At 39.6% G+C, this 19,612-nt stretch carries 25 protein-coding genes and 1 tRNA gene; 10 read left to right on the top strand and 16 right to left on the bottom strand.

The genetic code is table 11. The features are described 5' to 3' along the window. The first annotated feature begins 14 nt into the window (after window positions 1-14). The 7 genes from HT689_RS07815 (at window position 15) to queF (ending at window position 3,563) form a co-directional block, all read left to right on the top strand. A complete protein-coding gene (locus tag HT689_RS07815) occupies window positions 15-395 on the top strand; it encodes a MarR family transcriptional regulator (RefSeq protein WP_173225624.1) in 381 nt (126 codons plus the stop codon). 99 nt (window positions 396-494) lie between these two features. Then, window positions 495-716, top strand: a complete 222-nt coding sequence (locus HT689_RS07810; RefSeq protein WP_138702992.1) for a DUF4649 family protein — start codon at window positions 495-497, stop codon at window positions 714-716. A gap of 16 nt (window positions 717-732) precedes the next feature. Then, window positions 733-1,047, top strand: coding sequence for a thioredoxin (gene trxA / locus HT689_RS07805; RefSeq protein ID WP_001029581.1), 315 nt, complete (start codon window positions 733-735; stop codon window positions 1,045-1,047). Between the two features lie 201 nt (window positions 1,048-1,248). Continuing rightward, a complete protein-coding gene (gene queC / locus HT689_RS07800) occupies window positions 1,249-1,902 on the top strand; it encodes a 7-cyano-7-deazaguanine synthase QueC (protein WP_173225621.1) in 654 nt (217 codons plus the stop codon). Next, window positions 1,902-2,345 carry a 6-carboxytetrahydropterin synthase QueD gene (gene queD / locus HT689_RS07795; protein WP_173225618.1) on the top strand — a complete coding sequence of 148 codons (444 nt, stop codon included), beginning with the start codon at window positions 1,902-1,904 and terminating at the stop codon, window positions 2,343-2,345. The genes queC and queD overlap by 1 nt, the downstream gene beginning before the upstream one ends. Next, window positions 2,338-3,054 (top strand): 7-carboxy-7-deazaguanine synthase QueE, encoded by a 717-nt coding sequence (gene queE / locus HT689_RS07790; RefSeq protein ID WP_173225615.1) that lies wholly within the window; start codon window positions 2,338-2,340, stop codon window positions 3,052-3,054. The genes queD and queE overlap by 8 nt, the downstream gene beginning before the upstream one ends. A 17-nt stretch (window positions 3,055-3,071) precedes the next feature. Next, window positions 3,072-3,563 carry a preQ(1) synthase gene (gene queF, locus HT689_RS07785; protein ID WP_000082587.1) on the top strand — a complete coding sequence of 164 codons (492 nt, stop codon included), beginning with the start codon at window positions 3,072-3,074 and terminating at the stop codon, window positions 3,561-3,563. 171 nt (window positions 3,564-3,734) lie between these two features. On the opposite strand, the gene HT689_RS07780 is transcribed toward queF, so the two are convergent. The 3 genes from HT689_RS07780 to HT689_RS07770 form a co-directional block, all read right to left on the bottom strand. Further along, window positions 3,735-4,403 (bottom strand): MIP/aquaporin family protein, encoded by a 669-nt coding sequence (locus HT689_RS07780; RefSeq protein WP_173225613.1) that lies wholly within the window; start codon window positions 4,401-4,403, stop codon window positions 3,735-3,737. A gap of 111 nt (window positions 4,404-4,514) precedes the next feature. Further along, on the bottom strand, window positions 4,515-5,306 hold the full coding sequence (locus HT689_RS07775; RefSeq protein WP_173251551.1) for a DUF2785 domain-containing protein: 792 nt from the start codon (window positions 5,304-5,306) through the stop codon (window positions 4,515-4,517). Between the two features lie 11 nt (window positions 5,307-5,317). Beyond that, on the bottom strand, window positions 5,318-5,650 hold the full coding sequence (locus HT689_RS07770; protein WP_000182730.1) for a helix-turn-helix domain-containing protein: 333 nt from the start codon (window positions 5,648-5,650) through the stop codon (window positions 5,318-5,320). 150 nt (window positions 5,651-5,800) lie between these two features. Between HT689_RS07770 and HT689_RS07765 the strand changes: the two genes are divergently transcribed. Beyond that, window positions 5,801-6,190 (top strand): nuclear transport factor 2 family protein, encoded by a 390-nt coding sequence (locus HT689_RS07765; RefSeq protein ID WP_000106197.1) that lies wholly within the window; start codon window positions 5,801-5,803, stop codon window positions 6,188-6,190. A 168-nt stretch (window positions 6,191-6,358) separates the two neighbouring features. On the opposite strand, the gene pepF is transcribed toward HT689_RS07765, so the two are convergent. The 7 genes from pepF to HT689_RS07730 all read right to left on the bottom strand — a co-directional run bounded on the left by pepF (window position 6,359) and on the right by HT689_RS07730 (window position 12,455). Further along, a complete protein-coding gene (pepF, locus tag HT689_RS07760; RefSeq protein WP_173251529.1) occupies window positions 6,359-8,155 on the bottom strand; it encodes an oligoendopeptidase F in 1,797 nt (598 codons plus the stop codon). Window positions 8,156-8,165: 10 nt separating this feature from the next. Continuing rightward, on the bottom strand, window positions 8,166-8,909 hold the full coding sequence (locus HT689_RS07755) for a 16S rRNA (uracil(1498)-N(3))-methyltransferase (RefSeq protein WP_173225606.1): 744 nt from the start codon (window positions 8,907-8,909) through the stop codon (window positions 8,166-8,168). Between the two features lies 1 nt (window position 8,910). Beyond that, window positions 8,911-9,861 carry a 50S ribosomal protein L11 methyltransferase gene (gene prmA, locus HT689_RS07750; protein ID WP_173225603.1) on the bottom strand — a complete coding sequence of 317 codons (951 nt, stop codon included), beginning with the start codon at window positions 9,859-9,861 and terminating at the stop codon, window positions 8,911-8,913. Between the two features lie 137 nt (window positions 9,862-9,998). Further along, on the bottom strand, window positions 9,999-10,472 hold the full coding sequence (locus HT689_RS07745; protein WP_173225600.1) for a GNAT family N-acetyltransferase: 474 nt from the start codon (window positions 10,470-10,472) through the stop codon (window positions 9,999-10,001). Continuing rightward, window positions 10,469-10,897: an NUDIX hydrolase gene (locus tag HT689_RS07740; protein WP_173225597.1), complete on the bottom strand. Its 429-nt coding sequence runs from the start codon at window positions 10,895-10,897 to the stop codon at window positions 10,469-10,471. The genes HT689_RS07745 and HT689_RS07740 overlap by 4 nt, the downstream gene beginning before the upstream one ends. Before the next feature lies 1 nt (window position 10,898). Next, a complete protein-coding gene (locus HT689_RS07735) occupies window positions 10,899-11,966 on the bottom strand; it encodes a M50 family metallopeptidase (protein WP_173225594.1) in 1,068 nt (355 codons plus the stop codon). Between the two features lie 18 nt (window positions 11,967-11,984). Then, window positions 11,985-12,455 (bottom strand): DUF3013 family protein, encoded by a 471-nt coding sequence (locus HT689_RS07730; RefSeq protein ID WP_173225591.1) that lies wholly within the window; start codon window positions 12,453-12,455, stop codon window positions 11,985-11,987. Between the two features lie 114 nt (window positions 12,456-12,569). Here HT689_RS07730 and HT689_RS07725 point away from each other — a divergent pair, with 114 nt between their 5' ends. After that, window positions 12,570-13,841 (top strand): replication-associated recombination protein A, encoded by a 1,272-nt coding sequence (locus tag HT689_RS07725; protein ID WP_173225588.1) that lies wholly within the window; start codon window positions 12,570-12,572, stop codon window positions 13,839-13,841. 263 nt (window positions 13,842-14,104) lie between these two features. Further along, a tRNA-Lys gene (locus tag HT689_RS07720) sits at window positions 14,105-14,177 on the top strand. Window positions 14,178-14,247: 70 nt separating this feature from the next. Here the strand turns inward: HT689_RS07720 and HT689_RS07715 are convergent. From HT689_RS07715 to HT689_RS07690, 6 genes are all read right to left on the bottom strand, one after another. Then, window positions 14,248-15,390: a site-specific integrase gene (locus HT689_RS07715; RefSeq protein WP_153193065.1), complete on the bottom strand. Its 1,143-nt coding sequence runs from the start codon at window positions 15,388-15,390 to the stop codon at window positions 14,248-14,250. 51 nt (window positions 15,391-15,441) lie between these two features. Next, window positions 15,442-15,780 (bottom strand): DUF771 domain-containing protein, encoded by a 339-nt coding sequence (locus HT689_RS07710; protein WP_153193064.1) that lies wholly within the window; start codon window positions 15,778-15,780, stop codon window positions 15,442-15,444. Window positions 15,781-15,843: 63 nt separating this feature from the next. Beyond that, window positions 15,844-17,172 (bottom strand): Rep family protein, encoded by a 1,329-nt coding sequence (locus HT689_RS07705; protein WP_153193063.1) that lies wholly within the window; start codon window positions 17,170-17,172, stop codon window positions 15,844-15,846. A gap of 232 nt (window positions 17,173-17,404) precedes the next feature. Beyond that, a complete protein-coding gene (locus tag HT689_RS07700) occupies window positions 17,405-17,989 on the bottom strand; it encodes a hypothetical protein (RefSeq protein ID WP_153193061.1) in 585 nt (194 codons plus the stop codon). Then, the gene (locus HT689_RS07695; protein WP_153193059.1) at window positions 17,986-19,158 is read right to left on the bottom strand and encodes a cell division protein FtsK; all 1,173 of its coding nucleotides are present in this window, start codon (window positions 19,156-19,158) and stop codon (window positions 17,986-17,988) included. The genes HT689_RS07700 and HT689_RS07695 overlap by 4 nt, the downstream gene beginning before the upstream one ends. Window positions 19,159-19,161: 3 nt before the next feature. Continuing rightward, window positions 19,162-19,521, bottom strand: coding sequence for a hypothetical protein (locus HT689_RS07690; RefSeq protein ID WP_102211522.1), 360 nt, complete (start codon window positions 19,519-19,521; stop codon window positions 19,162-19,164). Window positions 19,522-19,612: the final 91 nt, after the last annotated feature.

Raw genomic sequence — 19,612 nt, 5'->3', positions numbered from 1 at the left:
AGAAAGGAGATACTATGACCTATTTGGAAAAATGGTTTGACTTCAATCGGCGTCAGAAAGAAATCGAGACTCGCTTGGAAGAGACCATTGCCCAGCAGAGCGAGCAAAGTCTGACCTTGAAAGAGTTCTACCTACTCTACTATCTGGACTTGGCTGAAGAAAAATCTCTACGCCAGATTGACCTGCCAGATAAGCTTCATCTGAGCCCGAGCGCTGTTTCTCGGATGGTGGCTCGCTTGGAAGCTAAAAATTGCGGTCTGCTCAGTCGTATGTGTTGCCATCAAGATCGACGCTCTAGCTTTATCTGCCTGACAAGTGATGGACAAAAGACACTGGCTTCTCTACAAAAGGCTGTCGAAAAAAGCTTGGAAACTGGTTTGGATTTCTTGATTTAAGATGATTTTGAAAAAAAGTTGCGTGCGCAATCATTTTTCTTGACATTCTCTTTTATAAGGAGTAAAATAAAGTCATCATTAAACAAAGGAGTTTTAAACATGATTGAAATTACCTATCTAGATGCCAGCAAGAACGAAAGAACTGTGACTTTCGAGTCTTATGAAGACTTTGATCGTTCGCAACAAGCTTGCCTTATCGGCGTCGCAGACTACTACCCTGTCCAAAAATTAACCTACAATGGTCATGATTTGGACTACCATGGGACTTATGGAGATGTCTTCTTCTATCTCAAGAAACAAGATTTAAGCCAATATAACTAAAAAAAGGAGAAATACAATGGCAAAAGCAATTACAGATGCAACATTCGAGCAAGAAACAAAAGACGGTTTGGTCTTGGTAGACTTCTGGGCAACTTGGTGTGGTCCATGTCGTATGCAAGGTCCAATCTTGGACAAATTGTCTGAAGAACTTTCAGAAGATGTTTTGAAAATCGTTAAAATGGACGTTGATGAAAATCCAAACACAGCTCGTGCTTTTGGAATCATGTCTATCCCAACTCTTCTCTTCAAAAAAGACGGCCAAGTAGTGAAACAAGTTGCTGGTGTTCACACAGCAGAACAAATCAAGGCCATCGTTGCTGAATTGAGCTAATCAAACGAGAGACCAAGTACTTTCTTTGGTCTCTTTTTTCTTGCCCTTTGCCATTTTTCAAAAAATATGCTAGACTGTAGATAGAATATTACGATGTTTGGGACACGCCATCGCTAAAAAAAACCTTGACTTGGTATTTTTTAGCTCCCTCATGGGAGCTTTTTGCGTGCTCTGAACATTTCCCATTTTGGAAGGAGTACTATGAAACGTCAATCAGCCTTGGTCGTCTTTAGTGGCGGTCAAGATTCTACAACCTGCCTCTTTTGGGCTAAAGAACACTATGAAACAGTCGAAGCCGTTACCTTTGCCTACGGCCAACGTCATCATCTCGAAATTCAAGTTGCTAGAGAAATCGCCAAGGAACAGGGGATTCGTCATCACATCCTAGATATGTCTCTGCTGGGGCAAATCACTGAAAATGCGCTGACCTCTGATATGGAGATTGAGCAAAAAGAGGGAGAAGTTCCCAATACCTTCGTTGACGGTCGAAACCACCTCTTTCTATCCTTTGCGGCAGTCCTTGCCAAGCAACGTGGAATTACAGACATCGTGACAGGTGTCTGCGAGACAGATTTTTCAGGCTACCCTGATTGTCGAGATGTCTTTGTCAAATCCCTCAATGTTACCCTCAACCTTGCCATGGATTACGACTTTGTTATCCAAACACCTCTCATGTGGCTAGACAAGGCTGAAACTTGGGAGTTAGCTGACCAACTCGGTGCCTTTGACTATGTTCGTGAAAAGACTTTGACCTGCTACAAGGGGATTATTGGAAGTGGCTGTGGAGATTGCCCAGCCTGCCACCTACGTCAACATGGCCTAGATGTTTATCTCTCACAGAAAGGAGAGGACTAATGTTTTTTGCACCCAAAGAAATCAAACAGGAAACTGGGGAGTCTCTGGTCTACAATCCTCACAGAACCTTGGTATCAAAAGAGTTTACCTTCGATGCTGCCCACCACCTCTTTCACTATGAGGGAAAATGTAAGTCCCTGCATGGCCACACCTATCATTTGCAGATTGCTGTCAGTGGATTTTTAGATGAACGTGGCATGACCTACGATTTTGGAGATATCAAAGCGATCTACAAGAACTACTTAGAGCCCCACTTGGATCATCGCTATCTCAATGAAACTCTTCCCTATATGAACACAACTGCTGAAAATATGGTTTACTGGATTTTCCAAACCATGAACCAAGAGTTGCCAGACGAGCGCAGTCTCCGTTTGGAATACGTTCGCCTCTATGAGACTCCGACTTCCTTTGCGGAGTTTAGACGGGAGTGGTTAGATGACTAGGGAACGTGTCCTCAAACTACCAGTTTTGGAAATTTTTGGCCCAACCTTTCAAGGCGAAGGCCGTGCTATCGGGCAGAAAACCATGTTTGTCCGCACTGCTGGTTGCGACTACCACTGCGATTGGTGCGATTCTGCCTTTACTTGGGATGGCTCTGAAAAGCCAACTCGCATGACAGCTGACGAGGTCATTGCTGCATTGGATAAATTGGGAAGCTACGACTACGTCACCCTATCTGGGGGAAATCCTGCTATCCTAGCAGCCAACATGGCTGAACTGGTCACCAAGCTCAAGGAACGTGGTGTCACTCTTGCCGTTGAGACCCAAGGCTCTCGCTGGCAAAATTGGTTAAAAGACATCGACCAAGTCACTCTGAGTCCCAAACCTCCTTCATCCAAGATGGAAGTCAACTTTGAGACCTTGGACTTTATCGTTTCCCAACTGGATCCAGATAAGGTTGCCTTTAAAATTCCTGTCTTTGATGATGCAGATTTAGACTTTGCCAAAGGGATTCAAGAACGCTACCAACCAGATGTCCTCTTCTTATCGGCAGGAAATCCTGAGCCCAAGGCTACTGGTAATATTGTCCAAGACCAACTGGACCGCCTCAAAGAACTCTGGGAACGTGTCGCTACCGACGACAGCTGGGGCAATGTCCGCGTCCTTCCTCAACTGCATACCCTCCTCTACGATAATCAACGTGGTGTTTAAATTAGAAAGAAAAAATCATGTCACAACAAGAAGAAATGAAAAATCTAAGCCTACTAGGCAACAAAGAAACCAACTACATTTTCGAGTATCAACCAGAAGTTCTCGAATCCTTTGACAATCGTCATGTGGAGAATGACTATTTTATTAAATTCAACTGTCCTGAATTTACCTCACTTTGCCCTATTACCGCTCAGCCAGACTTTGCAACTATCTATATTTCCTACATCCCTGACAAGCTCTGTGTTGAGTCAAAATCCCTCAAACTCTACCTCTTTAGTTATCGAAATCACGGGGATTTTCACGAAAACTGCATTAACACCATCGGGAAAGACTTGGTCAACTTGCTAGACCCTCGCTATTTAGAAGTCTGGGGAAAATTCACTCCTCGCGGTGGCATCTCAATTGATCCCTACTACAACTACGGTAAGCCAGGAACTAAATATGAAGGCTTGGCAGAACAACGCCTCTTCCAACACGACCTCTACCCAGAGAAGATTGACAACCGTTAAACTCATACTCAATGAAAATCAAAAAGCAAACTAGGAAGCTAGCCGCAGCTTGCTCAAAGCACTGCTTTGAGGTTGTAAATGAATCTGACGTGGTTTGAAGAGATTTTCGAAGATTATCATACGAAAAAGCCCTGTTCCTCAAGATGAGGAGCAAGGCTTTTTGAGTTTCAATTATTCTTCTGTTCCAAGGAAGTTTTTAGCAACAAGGGCTGCAAGAACTCCACCAACGATTGGGGCAAGGATGAAAATCCAAACTTGTTGAAGGGCTGCGCCACCTACCAAGACAGCTGGTGCCAAGCTACGAGCTGGGTTTACTGAAAGTCCAGTAATGTTCAACCCCACAAGAATCATCGCCATCAAGGACAAACCAATTACCAAACCAGCAATCGCACCATTTCCCTTGCTTTCTGAAGTCACGGTCATGATAACCAAGACAAACAAGAAAGTTGCGATGACTTCAAACAAGAAACCACCAAAGACAGTGACACCGTTTGCCAAGGCATTTTCACCAAGACTAGCAGTTGACATACCTGAATTTGCCAAGAGGAAGAAGACAGAAGCAGATGCTAAGAAAGCTCCAACTACTTGTCCAAGGATATAGTTTACAAGCTCTGAAGATGACAAACGTTTGTTAATAAACATAGCAATCGAAACCGCTGGGTTCAAGTGAGCACCTGAAATAGTTCCGATTGAGTAGGCTGCAACCACGATGGCTAAACCAAAGGCAAAGGCGATTCCAAGGTGACCTAGGCCATCAAGACCATTTCCAAAAACAACAGCTCCTGTCCCGACGAACACAAGCATGAAAGTACCGATTAACTCAGCGACAAATTTTTTCATTTTCTTTCTCCTTTTTTCAAAAACTAGATACTAGTCTATCAAAAGTAGGAAAGGGTTTCAAGAAAATTGTTTGGAAATTTTCTTGAAAATCATAGAACTATTCGCTAATTTCTAGTATTGAAAAGACTGGATTGCTTGTTTCAAGTCATCTTGTAAACTATTTCTCTGATCAAGTTGGACATAGACTTCCAACAAACAGGATCTGAAGTTGGAAAATTTATAAAAATCTTCCCTTTCTTCTATCGAAAAATCAACAGTTTTTATCCAAGAGGTTACTTGCTCTTGCTCCAACTTCCCTTGTAAAATAGGTTCATAGATCACTCTCGCTAAACGCCAATCCTCATCATCTGTAAAACGAATCGAAATTCTTTTAAATAGTTGGTTAAGTATGTCAAATACTTCATGAACTCTGTTTTTAGGAAAGTCTGGATGACAAACCACCTCTGTCAGTAAATCGGATCCATGTGCAAAAGCGTGAACCCAACCATACTGACTTGAAAAACCTGTTGTATCCTGTTCTTTTGAAAGATAGTGCAAGCCTTGATTTAAAAGAACATTACGAATTTCTGCTTTTAATCCCTGATAGAAAATTGATTGCGGGTTGGCATCCGCAGACAAGAGATTTGCATAAATAAGTGCCCTAAAAGAACGTTCAAGCGTTGAAGTTCCTGTCTTATCAATCTCTTTGTCTAGTCCTCCATCAGATAAAACCGCCTCAGCAATGAAATGAAATTGTTCCTGTGTAAATAGCTCTTCCTGAATCCCTCTAGCCAAACTAGTAAAAACCAATTCATCACGAATCTCTGGATTGGGATCCCCTAAGTGATCAAGCAACCACTGGAGTTCTTCTTGACGATAGCTCGGTTTTTCTTCTGCTATTTTTCTAAGTAACTCTTGATACATGGTCAATACCTCTACATTTCTAGCAACTTGATATAATCTAGACCCCATTTCTCGACAGCATCTAAAACAACTCTGAATTCCTGCCCCATTTCGGTTAAGCTGTACTCAACTCGTGGTGGAACTTCGGCATAGACCTTTCGTTGAACAATCTTATCCTTTTCTAATTGACGGAGATGACGGGTCAAAATAGTTTGAGTAATCCCAGGCAATAATCTCTGCAATTCTTTAAATCGTTTGGTACCCGTACTCAACTGATAAATGATTACCAGTGCCCATTTCCCCGTTAAAACCCTCTGCGTTGTCGCAAATGGACAAATACCATACTCACTCACTTTATTTGTCATAAAATATCTTCTTTCTATTTTTTAAAAAAAATTTATCTTTTAGTATCAATAAAAGTACTACTTTTGATACTAGCTATCGAAAAAGTGTCTACTTGTTTTTTTGTTTGTAACTGTTACAATTATATCATAAAAAAGAAATGGAGAATAGATATGTCAACAAACTTAGAAATTTTCAATGCTTATAACCAAGCTTTAATTGCTGGTGACTTTCCTGGTGTCTTTGAAACGATGGCAGACGATATTATCTGGCATCAACCTGGTACTCATAGTATATCTGGTACAGTTGTTGGTAAGGACAAGCTAGGAACTCACCTGGCTACATTTGCTGAGAAAACTAATGGAACCTTTAAGGTGATAACAAATTGGGTTTCTGACAATAAGGATTTAATCGCAGCCAATGTTACTTTTCTTGGAACACGTGCTGATGGTACTGAACTCAATATGAACGGGATTGACCTCTTCCGTATTGAAGACGGAAAAATCAAAGAAGTTTGGCTCTTCTCTTCAGATCAAGCTGAAGAAGATAGCTTTTGGGGATAATTTAAGAGGCCAGTACAAAAAATTTTGATTTTAGGTATTCTTTATTCTAAATTTTTAAAATCGATAGATTAGAAAAAAAGCGAACAAGACAGAATTCTGAGTGTCAGATAACTCGTTTTGTTCGCTTTTTATATTTAAGGTTAAACTTTTGTCCCAGACTCTTTTAATTTACTCTCCCAACTGGGCACTGTAGGCGATAATCTGATCAACCGTATCAGACAAGAATTGGATGGTATCACGAAGTGGTTTGTCTGTTGAAATATCCGCACCGATAATCATGGCTGACTCCAGTGGTGTCTTGCTACCACCTGATTTGAGGAGATTGAGCCAGTCTTCAGCTCCAGTTTCTGAGTTTTTAAGATGAAGGTAACCAGCTGTCGAGATGACAAGACCAGCAGAGTAAGTGTAACTATACAAGCCCATGTAGTAGTGAGCTTGGCGCATCCAAGTCAGAGTTGCATCATCATCGATTTCAATGGCATCTCCCCAGAAATCCGTCAAAACTTCCTTCATAATGCTGTTAAGTTTGCTTGCCCCAAAGGTTTCCCCTTCTTCAATCAATGTATAAACCTTACGCTGGAAGGATGCTTCCAAGAGGTGGGTGATGAAATTATGGAAGTAGGTGTCTGTCAAGCGATGAGCCAGAGCGAAGCGTTTTTGACGTGGGTCGTCAGACTGGTGCTCCAAGTAGTCACTGAGGAGCAATTCATTGAAAGTTGACGGCGCTTCAACATAGTAGGTAGACATGTGAGCGTTGAAATAGCTTTGGTGATTGTCTGAAAAGATGAATTGACCAGAATGCCCGATTTCATGAATCAAGGTATAAACATCGCTCAAACGGCCTGTCCAGCTCATGAGTACATAAGGGTGTACGCGATATGGGTCCGCCGCATAACCACCGGAATCCTTGCCACTGTTAGCAGCAAAGTCCACCCAGCGCTCTTCTTGATAGCGAGCAACTTCCTGACAATATTCTTGCCCCAAAGGTTCTACTGACTTCATGACCAAATCATAGGCATCGTCAATAGTCACTTCAGGATTCAGGGCGCTGTCCAAGTCCAATTTCCAGTCTGCAAAGCTCATCTTTTCAAGACCATTGACCTTGGCAACATGCTTGAGGTATCTCTGAGCGACTGGCGCAAATTCCTGCATAATGAGGTCAATCTGGCGGTCAAACATGGCACGATCCACTTCCTGCTCAGCTAGAAGATAATCAAAGACTGAGTCGTAGCCCTTCATATCAGCCAAGATTTTTTCAGACTTGACTTGAGCTAGATAGGCTGTAGCAGCCGTATTTTGGTGCTTACGAAGACCTTCTGAGAAGGAACGGAAAGATTTCTCACGAACCTCAGCATCCTCATGGTTTTGGTAGAAATTCTCATAGGTCACAAAGCTGTTTTTATAAGTCTTACCATGAGCTTCAAAGTCAGCCATTTCAAAATCTCCAGCTCGCATTTTCGTATAGATATCCTGCGGACTGTAGAAAACTTCACCGAGATTGGTCAAGGCTTTCTCCACATCAGCCCCTAGATAGTGGGCTTTTTTGATTTTTGCCTGACGAATAGCTGCCGTCAAATGAGGTAATTCACCCAAACGGTCCAAGACTTCCTCATCAGCTTCCACCAAGGCATCGTCAAAGAAGGTCAAGGCTACACTGGCATCTGTTTCGAATTCCATCCCAGCTTGAGCAATATTGGCAAATTCGTCATTGCTATAGTCTGTCGTCTGCGGCATAAAGCCATAGTTGCCAATATGGCTCATCTGAATGTAGATTTGTTCCAATTCCGCAAAGGCTTTTTCAAAATCCTCAAAAGTATGAAGATTACCCTTGTAATCACGGCTAAATTGGTTGATGTCTTCACGAGCCTTCTCGATTGCACGCAAGAAATCCTCACGGTCTTGGTATAGGGCAGTTAAGTCCCAAAGTTCCTTTTCTGGAAATTCTGAACGGTGTTTTTGTTCCATTTTCTTCCTCTTATTTCTCTAATTCTAATAAAACACTAAGGGCTGATAAGGCGTAAAGTGGTGCTGTTTCTGCTCGCAAGATACGAGGGCCAAGTCCTGCAAGAACCGCTCCCTTAGCTTCAAAACTTTCGATTTCTGCAGGTGAGAGACCACCTTCTGGACCAAAGATAAAGAGCAATTTGGCTCCCTTATCGAATCCAGTAACTGCTTGTAAAAGCGCAGCAGCTTCTCCTTCTTTAGCCGACTCTTCATAAGCCACTACGATAGAGTCAAACTGGTCAAGTTGGGCTAGAAAATCTGCTTTTTTCTCAAAAAGCTGGATACTTGGAACGATATTACGCTTACTTTGCTCTGCTGCTCCAAGGGCGATTTTTTCTAGTTTTTCAACCTTTTTACCCAATTTCTTGCCATCCCATTTGGCGACCGACCAATCAGCAGGGAAGGCCCAAATCTGGCTAGCACCCAGTTCGGTTACTTTTTGAGTGATGAACTCTAGCTTGTCCCCCTTGGGAAAGCCGGATGCAATGGTCACTTGGACTGGCAGTTCCACATTGTCATCTAGTTCTTCTACCAATTCAAACTGACGAGCTTCCACATCAAGCACACGTGCCAAGCGCTTGATGCCATCCTCAAAGACCAAGGTAACCTCATCATCTTCTTTCAAGCGCATAACCTGAAACATGTGCTTGCTGGTTTCCTTGTCCTCAATAGTGACAGGAGAGATAGCACTGCCTTTGACAAAATACTGTTGCATGCTAGCCTCCAATCACACCGGAAATATCCTTGGTTTTCTTAAAGACACAGGCATTCCATTCCCCTTGAACCATGTGAGTTTCAAGGAAAAATCCAGCTGACTCAGCCGACTCGCGCACCATATCCCACTTGTCCTTAATAATTCCACTCATGATGAGGTAGCCTTCGTCCTTAACCAAACGATAGGCATCATCTGTCAGATGAATGAGGATATCCGCCAAGATATTAGCTACAATCACATCTGCCTCAATCTCAACACCCTTAAGCAAATCACCTGCAGCTACATGGATATTTTCCATGCCAGGGTTGAGCTCAATATTTTCCTGAGCCACACGAACTGCCACATCATCTAGGTCGTAGGCGAAAATTTCCTTAGCACCAAGCAGCGAGCTGGCAATAGAAAGGACACCTGATCCAGTCCCCACATCTAACACTGTTTCCCCACCACGAAGAACCTGCTCCAAGGCAAAGAGGCTCATCTTAGTGGTTGGATGGGTACCCGTACCAAAAGCCATACCAGGATCCAGCTTGATAATCTTTTCCCCAGCAGTCGCCTCATAGTCTGTCCAAGACGGCACGATAGTCAAATCATGAGTGATACGAGCTGGCTCATAGTATTTCTTCCAGTTGTCTGCCCAATCTTCCTCAGCCAAAGCAGTTGTCCCCATCTTGACCTCACCCAAATCCATAAAATCTGCCAATTCTGCTAAGCGAGCCTGCAAGTCTGCCTCAACCACTTCCACATCTACCGTTTCAGGGTAGTAGGCTGTCACTACGATTTCCTCCTGTTGCTCAACCTCTGGGAAAATCTCGCCGAAGCGGTCAACATTTCCCACATAGTCCATGCTGTCTTCAATCGCAACGCCTTGCGCTCCCAGCTCAATCAGGAGGTTAGAGACTAGTTCCTCCCCCTCACGCTTCACTGTAACTTTTAACTCTTGCCATGTTTCCATTATTAAGATACCAAGCCCGTAAAACACAAAGCCAAAATAGAAAATTCTCTGAAGACGCTTGTGTCTAAGAGAAGTTTATCTTTTTGGCACAGTGTTTAGGGCGGGTTCAGTTTAGAAATGTAACTGAACTATCCTTTCTATTTCTCTATGCATTTTTTCATGTATACCATATCCATGCCTTCTTTTTCAGGTTCAATATGGGTTTGATGGTAGCCGTTCTTCTCATAGAAAGCAACCATACCTTCATCCTGTAATACCGTACACAAATCCCACTGTCTAACGGTTGGAAATTCCTTTTCCAGCAATTCCAATCCTTCAGAACCATAACCTTTTCCTTGATACTGGGGCAAAATTGCCGCTGTTCCCAACCAAGCATTCGTTAACTCTTCATTGGTCTGAATTCGTAAAAATCCGATATTTTCTCCCTTTTCTTTCACAAAGTAGTAATAGCTATTGGGACGCTCGACTAGTTTCCACTTAATTCGTTCACGGTCCTCCAGATAAGGATCATACTCATCTTGGTATTTCTCATAAACCGCCTTAAAGCTAGCTCTTTGAATCGCAATGATGGTCTCCAAATTCTCTGCTCCTGCTCGTTCAAGTCTTATCATAAACTTTCCTCCAAATAATCCCTCACTCTATCCTGCAACTGAGGTACAACTTGACTGGAACTAAGAAATTCCTCGACATTCATTAACTGATAGCCCTGTCCTTCATCTCCAAATACAATCTGGTCAAACTGTTCTTGCGTTAACTTGCCGACTAGAAATACAGATTGTTTATCCGCAAAAAGCATACTTGGATAAACCTTACTCCATAGTAGACAATCCTCAGTCAGATGAATTCCCAGTTCTTCATAAACTTCACGCGCCACGCACTCAAAAGGACTTTCATCACCTTCGCGTCCACCACCTGGCAGTTCCCACATATTGGGCCAGGGAATGCTTGTCTTATCATCGCGTAAGATAGTCAAGAGCCTATCCCCACAAAACAAAGCAATCTTACAGCCTGTAAAATCAGAAATCTCTATTTCCATATTAGACTCCTTCGGTTAATTCCTTTTCCAGCTCGGCTAACCAGTTTTGATAATAGCTTTTCTCATCCCGTAACATCCGACTGCTATTCATTTTCTGTCTAGCAATCTTCATAGCCTTGTGAGTTTGAACTACATCTTTCCTTACCTTAAATTGATACCAAGCTTGAATGACCTGCATATCTGCTGTTTTTAGAGATAAAAAGGATTTGACCCCTCGAATACTTGCATATTCTTCCGCTTTCTTATTATCTCCTTCCATCAGAGCAACTTGAAGAAGGTATAATTGAGAACTAGTTTTAGACATTGGATTATCTGTTTTCTCTAACACAGACTGAAACTCTTGCTTTGCAAGCTCTATATTATCATCCAATATGAATACCAACCCCTGAAGAGTCTGAACACTTTCTGCAAAACTCCCTCTCGCCTCCTCATCAACAGACATGATAAAGTCTTTTAAATCATATTCTTGAGGAGCTAGCAAGGTCTGGGCAGAATGCCTCAACATCAGGTAGGCGTATTTCGTATTTTCAGGGTGTTGTAGCAATTCCCAAATTTTTGCGCCATCGGTGATGCCGACTGGTAAAATGTTATTTAGGAAGAAAGACAGATTAAGAAAAATCCAAGTCCCTGCAAAATACCAGTTTCTTGTTAAAAATCCAAACACTATCGCCAATAATATCAAGCAAAGATGAACTATCAATCCTCCTGAAAGCATCAAGATGATTCTTTGATCGCTTTCATCCTCTTTTAAACCAATGTATTGAGCACCAACATTTTTCAGAATGGCTGTTCTACTAAGATGAAACCTACCTGACTTTTTGGTCAAAATAAAATGTCCTAATCCAAAAGCCACCAGCCGATAGCCTGTCAAGTAGCCACAAAAAGCATGTCCCAGCTCATGAAGAATCAAGATTAAATACATGCTTAGAAGAGCGAAGGCATAACCAAAAGTAAAGACTAAAACTGCGGAATACCCCAGCTCTGCAAATGCGATTGTTCCACAAGCACAAGCCAGCATAATAAAGACAACAGCTAGCACATAAACCAAATAAATCCCAATTTTCTTCATAAAATCTCCAACCAACTCCTAGTATCTCGGATAAGGATAAAACTCTCCCTCTTCCAAACCTACTTTTCCTTCTTCAAAGACTTCTTGGTTCCATTCCATGACGAATTCTTCTGCTTCTGGGTCTTCCAAAAAGTCCATGAGGGCATCTAGTCCAACCTCGGCAGTATCTTTAAGGAAAAGGGTAAAATAAGCTAAAAACTCACGAGAAAATCCCTTTTTAGGCAGATAAGGAATGACAGTCAAATAGTCTTCCTCATTGACTGTTGATTTGGCAGGATTGTAAAAAAGCACTGCTTCTTCAAAGAGAATGTCATCTGATGAAACCTCTCCATCCTCATCCACCATCTCCACACCTGCAGCATTTTGCGCTTCCAATAGAAAACTCACTTCAACCGCGTGATTGCGCTTGTCCCAACTAATCTCAAAGTCAAAGGGAAAATTCTTCTCCAACTCTTCCTCTAAAACATCTAAAAATCCATATGTTGCCATTTTGTCCTCTTCCTATGCGACTCTTAATCGCCCCGATTGCTCGGAAATATGCTAAAATAGATACTACCATCTTACCACATATACATCAGAAAATCCACGTTAGAAAGGACTGCTATGCCAGACAATCTCGCGCTTCGCATGCGCCCTAAAACCATCGACCAGGTCATCGGTCAGGAACATCTGGTCGGACCTGGAAAAATCATCCGCCGTATGGTGGAAGCCAACCGCCTGTCCTCCATGATTCTATATGGACCTCCAGGAATCGGCAAGACCAGTATTGCCTCAGCCATCGCTGGGACTACTAAGTATGCCTTTCGAACTTTCAATGCGACAGTTGATAGTAAAAAACGACTTCAAGAAATCGCGGAAGAAGCTAAATTCTCAGGGGGACTTGTACTACTCCTTGACGAAATTCATAGACTAGATAAAACCAAGCAAGACTTCCTCTTGCCTCTCTTGGAAAGTGGACTGGTCATCATGATTGGCGCTACGACTGAAAATCCTTTCTTCTCTGTCACTCCTGCCATTCGCAGTCGCGTTCAAATTTTTGAACTGGAACCTCTGTCTAACCAAGACGTCAAAGAGGCCCTGCAGATAGCTCTAAGTAACCCTGAGCGTGGTTTTGATTTTCCAGTAGAACTAGATGAGGATGCGCTGGATTTCATCGCAACCTCTACAAACGGAGACCTTCGCTCTGCCTTTAACTCACTGGACTTGGCAGTTCTCTCTACCCCTGAGAATGACGAGGGCATCCGCCACATCACCCTAGACATCATGGAAAATAGCTTGCAGCGGAGCTACATTACCATGGACAAGGATGGAGATGGCCACTACGATGTTCTCTCAGCCCTGCAAAAGTCTATCCGTGGCTCAGATGTTGATGCCAGTCTTCACTATGCTGCCCGCTTGATTGAGGCTGGTGATTTGCCAAGTCTCGCTCGTCGCTTGACCGTTATCGCCTATGAAGATATCGGCTTAGCCAATCCTGAGGCCCAGATTCATACCGTGACTGCTCTGGATGCTGCCCAGAAGATTGGGTTCCCAGAAGCCCGCATTCTCATTGCCAATGTCGTCATTGATTTGGCCCTTTCTCCAAAATCCAACTCAGCCTATGTAGCTATGGATAAGGCACTTGCTGACCTCAAAACATCAGGGCACTTGCCTATTCCGCGACACCTGCGTGATGGGCACTACAGTGGAAGCAAGGAACTGGGGAATGCCCAAGACTACCTCTATCCACACAACTATCCTGGAAATTGGATTAAACAAGACTATCTGCCAGAAAAAATCCGTAATCATCACTATTTCCAAGCAGAAGACACTGGTAAATATGAACGGGCTTTGGCTCAAAGAAAGGAAGCCATCGACCGTTTGCGAAAAATCTGAAATCCTTTTCAAAAAATTGCACTTTCCTCTTGATTTTTTTTGAAAAAGTGGTATCATATAAACATAGAAACGCTGTGGTGTACGACTTCACACTTAAGTGTTGACCGACTATTTTTTGTATTATTAGGGAAACAAAAGTCTTCTAACAGCATGTAGGCCGTCTCACACGGAAACAGCTTCAGTTAGAGCGAGTTGCCCACCTGCTTAATTGCGCGGGTTCAATACAAACCGTGAAGTTTCGGCACCAATACAGCTTTTTCTTTGCCTCCTTAGCTCAGCTGGCAGAGCAGCGGACTCTTAATCCGTGGGTCACAGGTTCGATCCCTGTAGGGGGCATAGTATATAGTTTAGAAACGTTGTTAAATCAACGTTTCTTTTTGATTTGGTCAACTTTTGGTCAATAATTCTATTTTTTAACTAAACTCGTCAAAACAGCACGAACTTTGTTATTTTCAATATCTGCTTTTTCTTTTATAAGATGTCCATAAGTTTCAGTTATTTGTTTAATATCTCTATGACCCATTAATTTTGAAACTGCCCAAATATCAACACCCATTGCTAACATTGTTGAACAATACGTGTGTCTCAGACCTGTACTTGTCATAGTTTGAGGATGAATTTTTAAGGTCTTTAAAATTTGTTTTAAATGCTTGTTCACTCCTGCATTTGTTACAACATTATAATTCAAATCAATAAAAATCATATTTTCATTATTCGTAATCATCTCATTTTCAATGAATACAGATTGCTCTTGTTTTATTTTCTTTAAAATTGTTAATGTATCTTCATCTATTGGAACTGTTCGAACTGAATCTTCCGTTTTGGGTTTTGTCCAACGTTTTTTTATAGTATCATATCTGCGATATGTTTTTATTTCTGAACTTTCCCACAATACACAATCCCATGTGAGACCTGCAACTTCCCCTGCACGTAATCCCGTTTTTAGTTGAATTAATAGTAAATGTGGAACGATTGAAGTTGTTAAATCAAGATTGCTTTCTAAATATGTTACTAACTTTTGATAGTCTTCAAAGCTATGAATATATTTTTCATCTCTTCGCTTTTGTGGAGGTCGTCCTGAGAGTATAACTCCTTCAGTAAAATCTTCGATATTAAGCTTATCTCTTTTCGCAAATACAATCACATTTCTAATTTCCGCATTCATTCTACTAACATTGTCTCTGCTATTAGTTTCAGCGTACTTATTAATAAATTCTTGATATTCGCTTGCTTTAATTTTTAAGGCTGGTTTGTCTTTGAAATATGCTTGAATGAATTTACCACGTATTAGATGCTTATTGAAAGTAGATTCCGCTTTTCCAATTGGTTTAACTGTTAATTCTAGCCACTTTTCCCATAGAGCATAGAATGTAATATTTTTATCAATTATTGCACCATTAAGCAATTTTAACTCAAGAGCTAACGCTTCAATTTCAGCTTCTCTTTTTGTCTTAAAGCCTGAATTTGAAGCAACCACCTTTTTATTTTTATCAAAAATTCTATAATCCCATAAATTCTTTTTTCCTCGTTTTCTGAATGAAACTGACATGATTACCTCTTTCTAAAAGACGATAACCAAGATATTATCTTGATTATCGTATCATAAACTAAAGATTTCTGCAAAGTTTTCTTCAAAAAATTGTTTCGTTTTACTAGCTAAGAAATAGTACCGTCCACCCTGACTGTCTGGATATTTCACAAACCCATCTTTGTTTTTATCAATATCGATTTTTGAGCGAATAGCAGGTTGATAAAGAACATGTTCCAATAGCCAAGGTCGAGAGACTGAAACCATCTCTAAAACCTCGGATAAGCTCATATACTTCCCCTGAGAAGCCTTGTTTTTTAAGTTGAGGTATTCATCTTTTTCTACTATGATATGAGAGGCAGGCAACTGTACTTCTAAATTGTCTATTTTGATTAAAATTTTATCTGTCATATAATTTTTCCTTATTCTATGATACAATAGAAGCAGAAATAGTATTTATTATTTCCACTAGTTTTAGTTATCACTGCACTCGCTTTGGTCGGTTGAGTCTGTAGTGATAACTTTTCTTTTGCTGTCAATATTTTTTACTTTCTTAATTCTTCCTAATATATCCGAAGCGATTTTTCGAAATTCTTCTTCATTTTCTACACTGTTTAGTGAATACGTCTGTAATTTTTCAAATGCTTGTTTTGCTTTTTCTTTTAAATCACGTTTTGCTGTGTAATTCCATAATTCAATTTTGATAACCTTATTCTTTTCATCGTGAATCATTTTAATTACAAATCTAATTCTTCGCATTAGCTGATGATATTCTTTATTTTTCTTTCCAAACCACGAATCACACCAATCCCAATAACTATCTGAATTTGTGATAATTGTTAAATCATTGATGATATACGCATCTTTAAACCGTGAACTTAACTGTGTAGCTGAATCTGGTTCTAGTATCTGAAATAACTCTCGAAAAGTCATGCCACAACTTGCATCTAGTTCATTGATTACAATTGTTTTTTCTCCTTTGTAGCCAGAACCTAAATCGAAACGCTTTTTATTTATTGATGGGGTATGTGCTCCTAATCTATCACGTTCTTCTGCAAGTAAGCGTGCTAAATATGATTTTCCTGTTCCTCCTTCAGCTTGAATATAAATACCTGTATGATTTCGTTCGCCCTTACTCATACGAATAAACTCCTTATGAATAAATTCTTGTCTGTTTTCCTCAAATTGTCTTTTATTTGAATTCCACGCTTTTTGTGCTATCCGTTGAGTGAATTGCTCAAATAATTGTTGTTTTGCTTCAGTTGTAAGTAAGCCTTCTTCTGAGATTAGATAGCTTAATTCTAAACAATAATCGTCTATTTCTAGACCATTGTCAGATTTTTCTTTGCTATGATTTTTGATTTTTCCCATGATATCATCGATATAGTTTGTATTTTCTGATGAAATGACTTCTTTGACCTCATAGGGGAATTTGTGTTCTTCCATATTACGTTCATTTCTATGTGTTAAATATCGACATGCTTTTATCGAACTACGAACAAACTCTAAATTTTGTTCTCTTGAAATTGATAAGCTTTTATAAACAGATGAATAAGTATGAGCATGTTTGAAATCAATATAAAAATGGGCATGCAATGGTTTTGAACTTCCGTCATCTTTTAAATCTTTATCATGAAAAATAATATGATACCTATCATCTTCATTTTTACAATAGTCTTTAATACGTTGAACAACGGATTCACGAAAATCTTTTTCAGTTAATTTTAAATTTGCATTATGTTCATATTCAAATGAAATTTGACCAAAAAATTTTCTTTTTCTATCATTTTGATTAATCTTCATAAAAATCCTTCCTGATTTTGACACAAAATAGAGAGTGTGTGTTGATTTTGAGTTGTTGTGATATGGTTTGAATGTGGATGCACTGACGGAGAAAAACGTGCATCCACATCCAAACAAACATCATATTTTCTTGACACATCACAACATAAAAATCTTATTCATTAGACGTGAATTGTTTTAAATTTATGGTGCTGGTGTACTTGCTTACCTTCAGTAGCAGTACACCGCACCTTTATTTTTTTCTAAATGCTGTTGAGCTGAATGTTCTACTATTTTCTAATCTAATAAAATCATTAAATAAATATCTACTATCTAACTGATTTAATTCTCTTTTAGCCTGTGCTAATAATTCTTCCATAATATTATAACTTTCACAATTCGCTGGAAAAGTCCATGTTGCAACAGCTTTTTGTTCATAGTAAACAACAGTTAATGTCAATAGAGAACGGTTTGCTTTTCTGATAATTTCCTGTTTTGAATTGCTGTAGCGAGAAGATTCTTCCAAAGTTGGCTCTACATTTATCTGCCTACAAAATCGTCTCATTTGCCACGTCGCAACATATGACTTAATGCTATTTCTGAAATAATCAAATTCAGCATTTCTAAATGCAAAATCGATATTAATTATAAATAGTAATAATATAAATGATACACTCGAAATTAAACGTAGTACTGATATAAAAACAATAAAATAAAAAAATGTTTCTATATGTATTTGAAAAATGATAAATGTAGCCAAACGCTCTAAAATAAAAAATATAATAGAAACAAAAATTGTAAAATTAACTACATTGTATTTATTAAAGTATTTCGTCATGTGATTTCTTCCTTCCTGATGTTATAAGAGGGGGTTAGAAGTGGCATAATATGCGTTCGATGTTCACTATCTGTAAACTTGACTATACCTGTACCAATACCAGGTGGGACTACAATATTATCAACATTGATGTTGGGCAATAAAAACTGACAAGTATTCGCATTTATCTCACCTAAAATAAAGATACAGTTAATTTGTTCACGTACTGCTGTATTACCGCCAAATGCAGTTGCATCAAAGCGTTGGCTACATAAAATGAGTGAGATGGAGGTCTGACGGCCGAGAAGAGCAATCGTCCCAAGTAATTGCCCAAATGATTCACGAGACTGCTTAGAGCTCCCCTGAACAAGTGCCAACAGTTCATCAATAACAATATAAATGCGTTCAAACTGAGTTTTTGGATTTGTTAATAATATTTTTTGCCGTTCATATATCTTATTAATGATTCGACCCAACAATTCATTGACCTCTGTAATAAAACTGTTTAAGTTTGAACCATGTGTTGGTGCTAATACTTCTAAACCTAATTCCTTACTTAGTAAGTAAACATCAGCGATTTTAGGGTCGACGCAAATAATTTGATTTGTGAAAGATTTTAGACAACTAATCAAATAACGTAAGAAATGAGTCTTTCCTGTACCAGATGCTCCACTCACCGCCAAACTTGTCACCGCTTTCATTGGGATATTACAAATATTGTTAGCCATAATTGGGAGAGTATTTTCTGACACGTTCTTTTTAATAAAAGATGAAAGATTATCAATCTTTAACCGAGTTGGAATCCCATCAACCCAAGGAAAGAAAAATGCACGTGCTTGATTTTCATTTTTTGTATCATAAGGAACAAAAAAAGCATTATTCTGTGGTAAGAGAGTCTTGAATGGGTAGAGTATGCCAGCGCAAATTGCAAAAATATCAAAGTATAGTTTTTTGCTTAAAGAATAACTTACAGGGAGATTTGGGACGTAAAAAACGCCGGAATCATTGCTTGCAACCTTAATATCAAATGAATTTAAATAAGATGATTCATCATTAATATTGAGAGCGTTATTCAAATTTCTCAAAATAAATTGTTCTAATTCGAATTTGTTTTTACCAAATTCAGTAGTGTCAGAAACAACCGCTTCTGACACTTTCTGATTTTGGCTTTTATTCATTAAAAAAGCCATGCATTATTTTCCTTTCTTCTTAATATCTTTTGCCCTGAAATAAAGTTGTCCGTACTGGTTTTCAAAAGCTTCTAAATCTTCAAATTCAACAATATCTCCGATTTCGAATTTTGATAAATTTGGCTTATTTTCTGGTAAAAACTTGACCTTAAAAGGATTGTGATTATCACTTGCAACGTAAACTTGATAGCCTTGAATGTTATCTGTACGTTTCATTTTTTCTTTACCGTTGACAATTTCGCCCGATTTTTCAAATTCATATTGAATCTCAAGTTGTTTACCAACCAATTTTACAACTTCATCTGAAAGAGCTTGTTCTGCTAGGCTAGCACTGTAGCCATTTGTGCGTTTAAAAAATGCCATAATTGGCCCCCTTTGTTAAAAAGTATTTTAAAGTTTTGCTACGAGAGCAGTAACTTTATGAGTCTATTCTAGCAATAATTTTTTCGAAAAT

This window comes from Streptococcus sp. 2342, assembly GCF_013276795.1.
Classification (GTDB): domain Bacteria; phylum Bacillota; class Bacilli; order Lactobacillales; family Streptococcaceae; genus Streptococcus.
The sequence above is the reverse complement of the archived record's forward strand: the minus strand, read 5'-3'. Positions and strand labels throughout refer to the sequence as shown.

What these genes read in the sequence shown, in the direction of transcription:
- HT689_RS07695 (WP_153193059.1), bottom strand. Translation starts at nt 19,158, where the DNA reads ATGGCTTTTTTAATGAATAAAAGCCAAAATCAGAAAGTGTCAGAAGCG.
- HT689_RS07730 (WP_173225591.1), bottom strand. Translation starts at nt 12,455, where the DNA reads ATGGCAACATATGGATTTTTAGATGTTTTAGAGGAAGAGTTGGAGAAG.
- HT689_RS07740 (WP_173225597.1), bottom strand. Translation starts at nt 10,897, where the DNA reads ATGGAAATAGAGATTTCTGATTTTACAGGCTGTAAGATTGCTTTGTTT.
- HT689_RS07810 (WP_138702992.1), top strand. Translation starts at nt 495, where the DNA reads ATGATTGAAATTACCTATCTAGATGCCAGCAAGAACGAAAGAACTGTG.
- prmA (WP_173225603.1), bottom strand. Translation starts at nt 9,861, where the DNA reads ATGGAAACATGGCAAGAGTTAAAAGTTACAGTGAAGCGTGAGGGGGAG.
- queF (WP_000082587.1), top strand. Translation starts at nt 3,072, where the DNA reads ATGTCACAACAAGAAGAAATGAAAAATCTAAGCCTACTAGGCAACAAA.
- HT689_RS07775 (WP_173251551.1), bottom strand. Translation starts at nt 5,306, where the DNA reads ATGTATCAAGAGTTACTTAGAAAAATAGCAGAAGAAAAACCGAGCTAT.
- HT689_RS07765 (WP_000106197.1), top strand. Translation starts at nt 5,801, where the DNA reads ATGTCAACAAACTTAGAAATTTTCAATGCTTATAACCAAGCTTTAATT.
- HT689_RS07725 (WP_173225588.1), top strand. Translation starts at nt 12,570, where the DNA reads ATGCCAGACAATCTCGCGCTTCGCATGCGCCCTAAAACCATCGACCAG.
- pepF (WP_173251529.1), bottom strand. Translation starts at nt 8,155, where the DNA reads ATGGAACAAAAACACCGTTCAGAATTTCCAGAAAAGGAACTTTGGGAC.
- HT689_RS07735 (WP_173225594.1), bottom strand. Translation starts at nt 11,966, where the DNA reads ATGAAGAAAATTGGGATTTATTTGGTTTATGTGCTAGCTGTTGTCTTT.
- HT689_RS07710 (WP_153193064.1), bottom strand. Translation starts at nt 15,780, where the DNA reads ATGACAGATAAAATTTTAATCAAAATAGACAATTTAGAAGTACAGTTG.
- HT689_RS07690 (WP_102211522.1), bottom strand. Translation starts at nt 19,521, where the DNA reads ATGGCATTTTTTAAACGCACAAATGGCTACAGTGCTAGCCTAGCAGAA.
- queC (WP_173225621.1), top strand. Translation starts at nt 1,249, where the DNA reads ATGAAACGTCAATCAGCCTTGGTCGTCTTTAGTGGCGGTCAAGATTCT.
- HT689_RS07815 (WP_173225624.1), top strand. Translation starts at nt 15, where the DNA reads ATGACCTATTTGGAAAAATGGTTTGACTTCAATCGGCGTCAGAAAGAA.
- HT689_RS07745 (WP_173225600.1), bottom strand. Translation starts at nt 10,472, where the DNA reads ATGATAAGACTTGAACGAGCAGGAGCAGAGAATTTGGAGACCATCATT.
- HT689_RS07715 (WP_153193065.1), bottom strand. Translation starts at nt 15,390, where the DNA reads ATGTCAGTTTCATTCAGAAAACGAGGAAAAAAGAATTTATGGGATTAT.
- HT689_RS07755 (WP_173225606.1), bottom strand. Translation starts at nt 8,909, where the DNA reads ATGCAACAGTATTTTGTCAAAGGCAGTGCTATCTCTCCTGTCACTATT.
- HT689_RS07705 (WP_153193063.1), bottom strand. Translation starts at nt 17,172, where the DNA reads ATGAAGATTAATCAAAATGATAGAAAAAGAAAATTTTTTGGTCAAATT.
- trxA (WP_001029581.1), top strand. Translation starts at nt 733, where the DNA reads ATGGCAAAAGCAATTACAGATGCAACATTCGAGCAAGAAACAAAAGAC.
- HT689_RS07780 (WP_173225613.1), bottom strand. Translation starts at nt 4,403, where the DNA reads ATGAAAAAATTTGTCGCTGAGTTAATCGGTACTTTCATGCTTGTGTTC.
- HT689_RS07700 (WP_153193061.1), bottom strand. Translation starts at nt 17,989, where the DNA reads ATGACGAAATACTTTAATAAATACAATGTAGTTAATTTTACAATTTTT.
- queE (WP_173225615.1), top strand. Translation starts at nt 2,338, where the DNA reads ATGACTAGGGAACGTGTCCTCAAACTACCAGTTTTGGAAATTTTTGGC.
- queD (WP_173225618.1), top strand. Translation starts at nt 1,902, where the DNA reads ATGTTTTTTGCACCCAAAGAAATCAAACAGGAAACTGGGGAGTCTCTG.
- HT689_RS07770 (WP_000182730.1), bottom strand. Translation starts at nt 5,650, where the DNA reads ATGACAAATAAAGTGAGTGAGTATGGTATTTGTCCATTTGCGACAACG.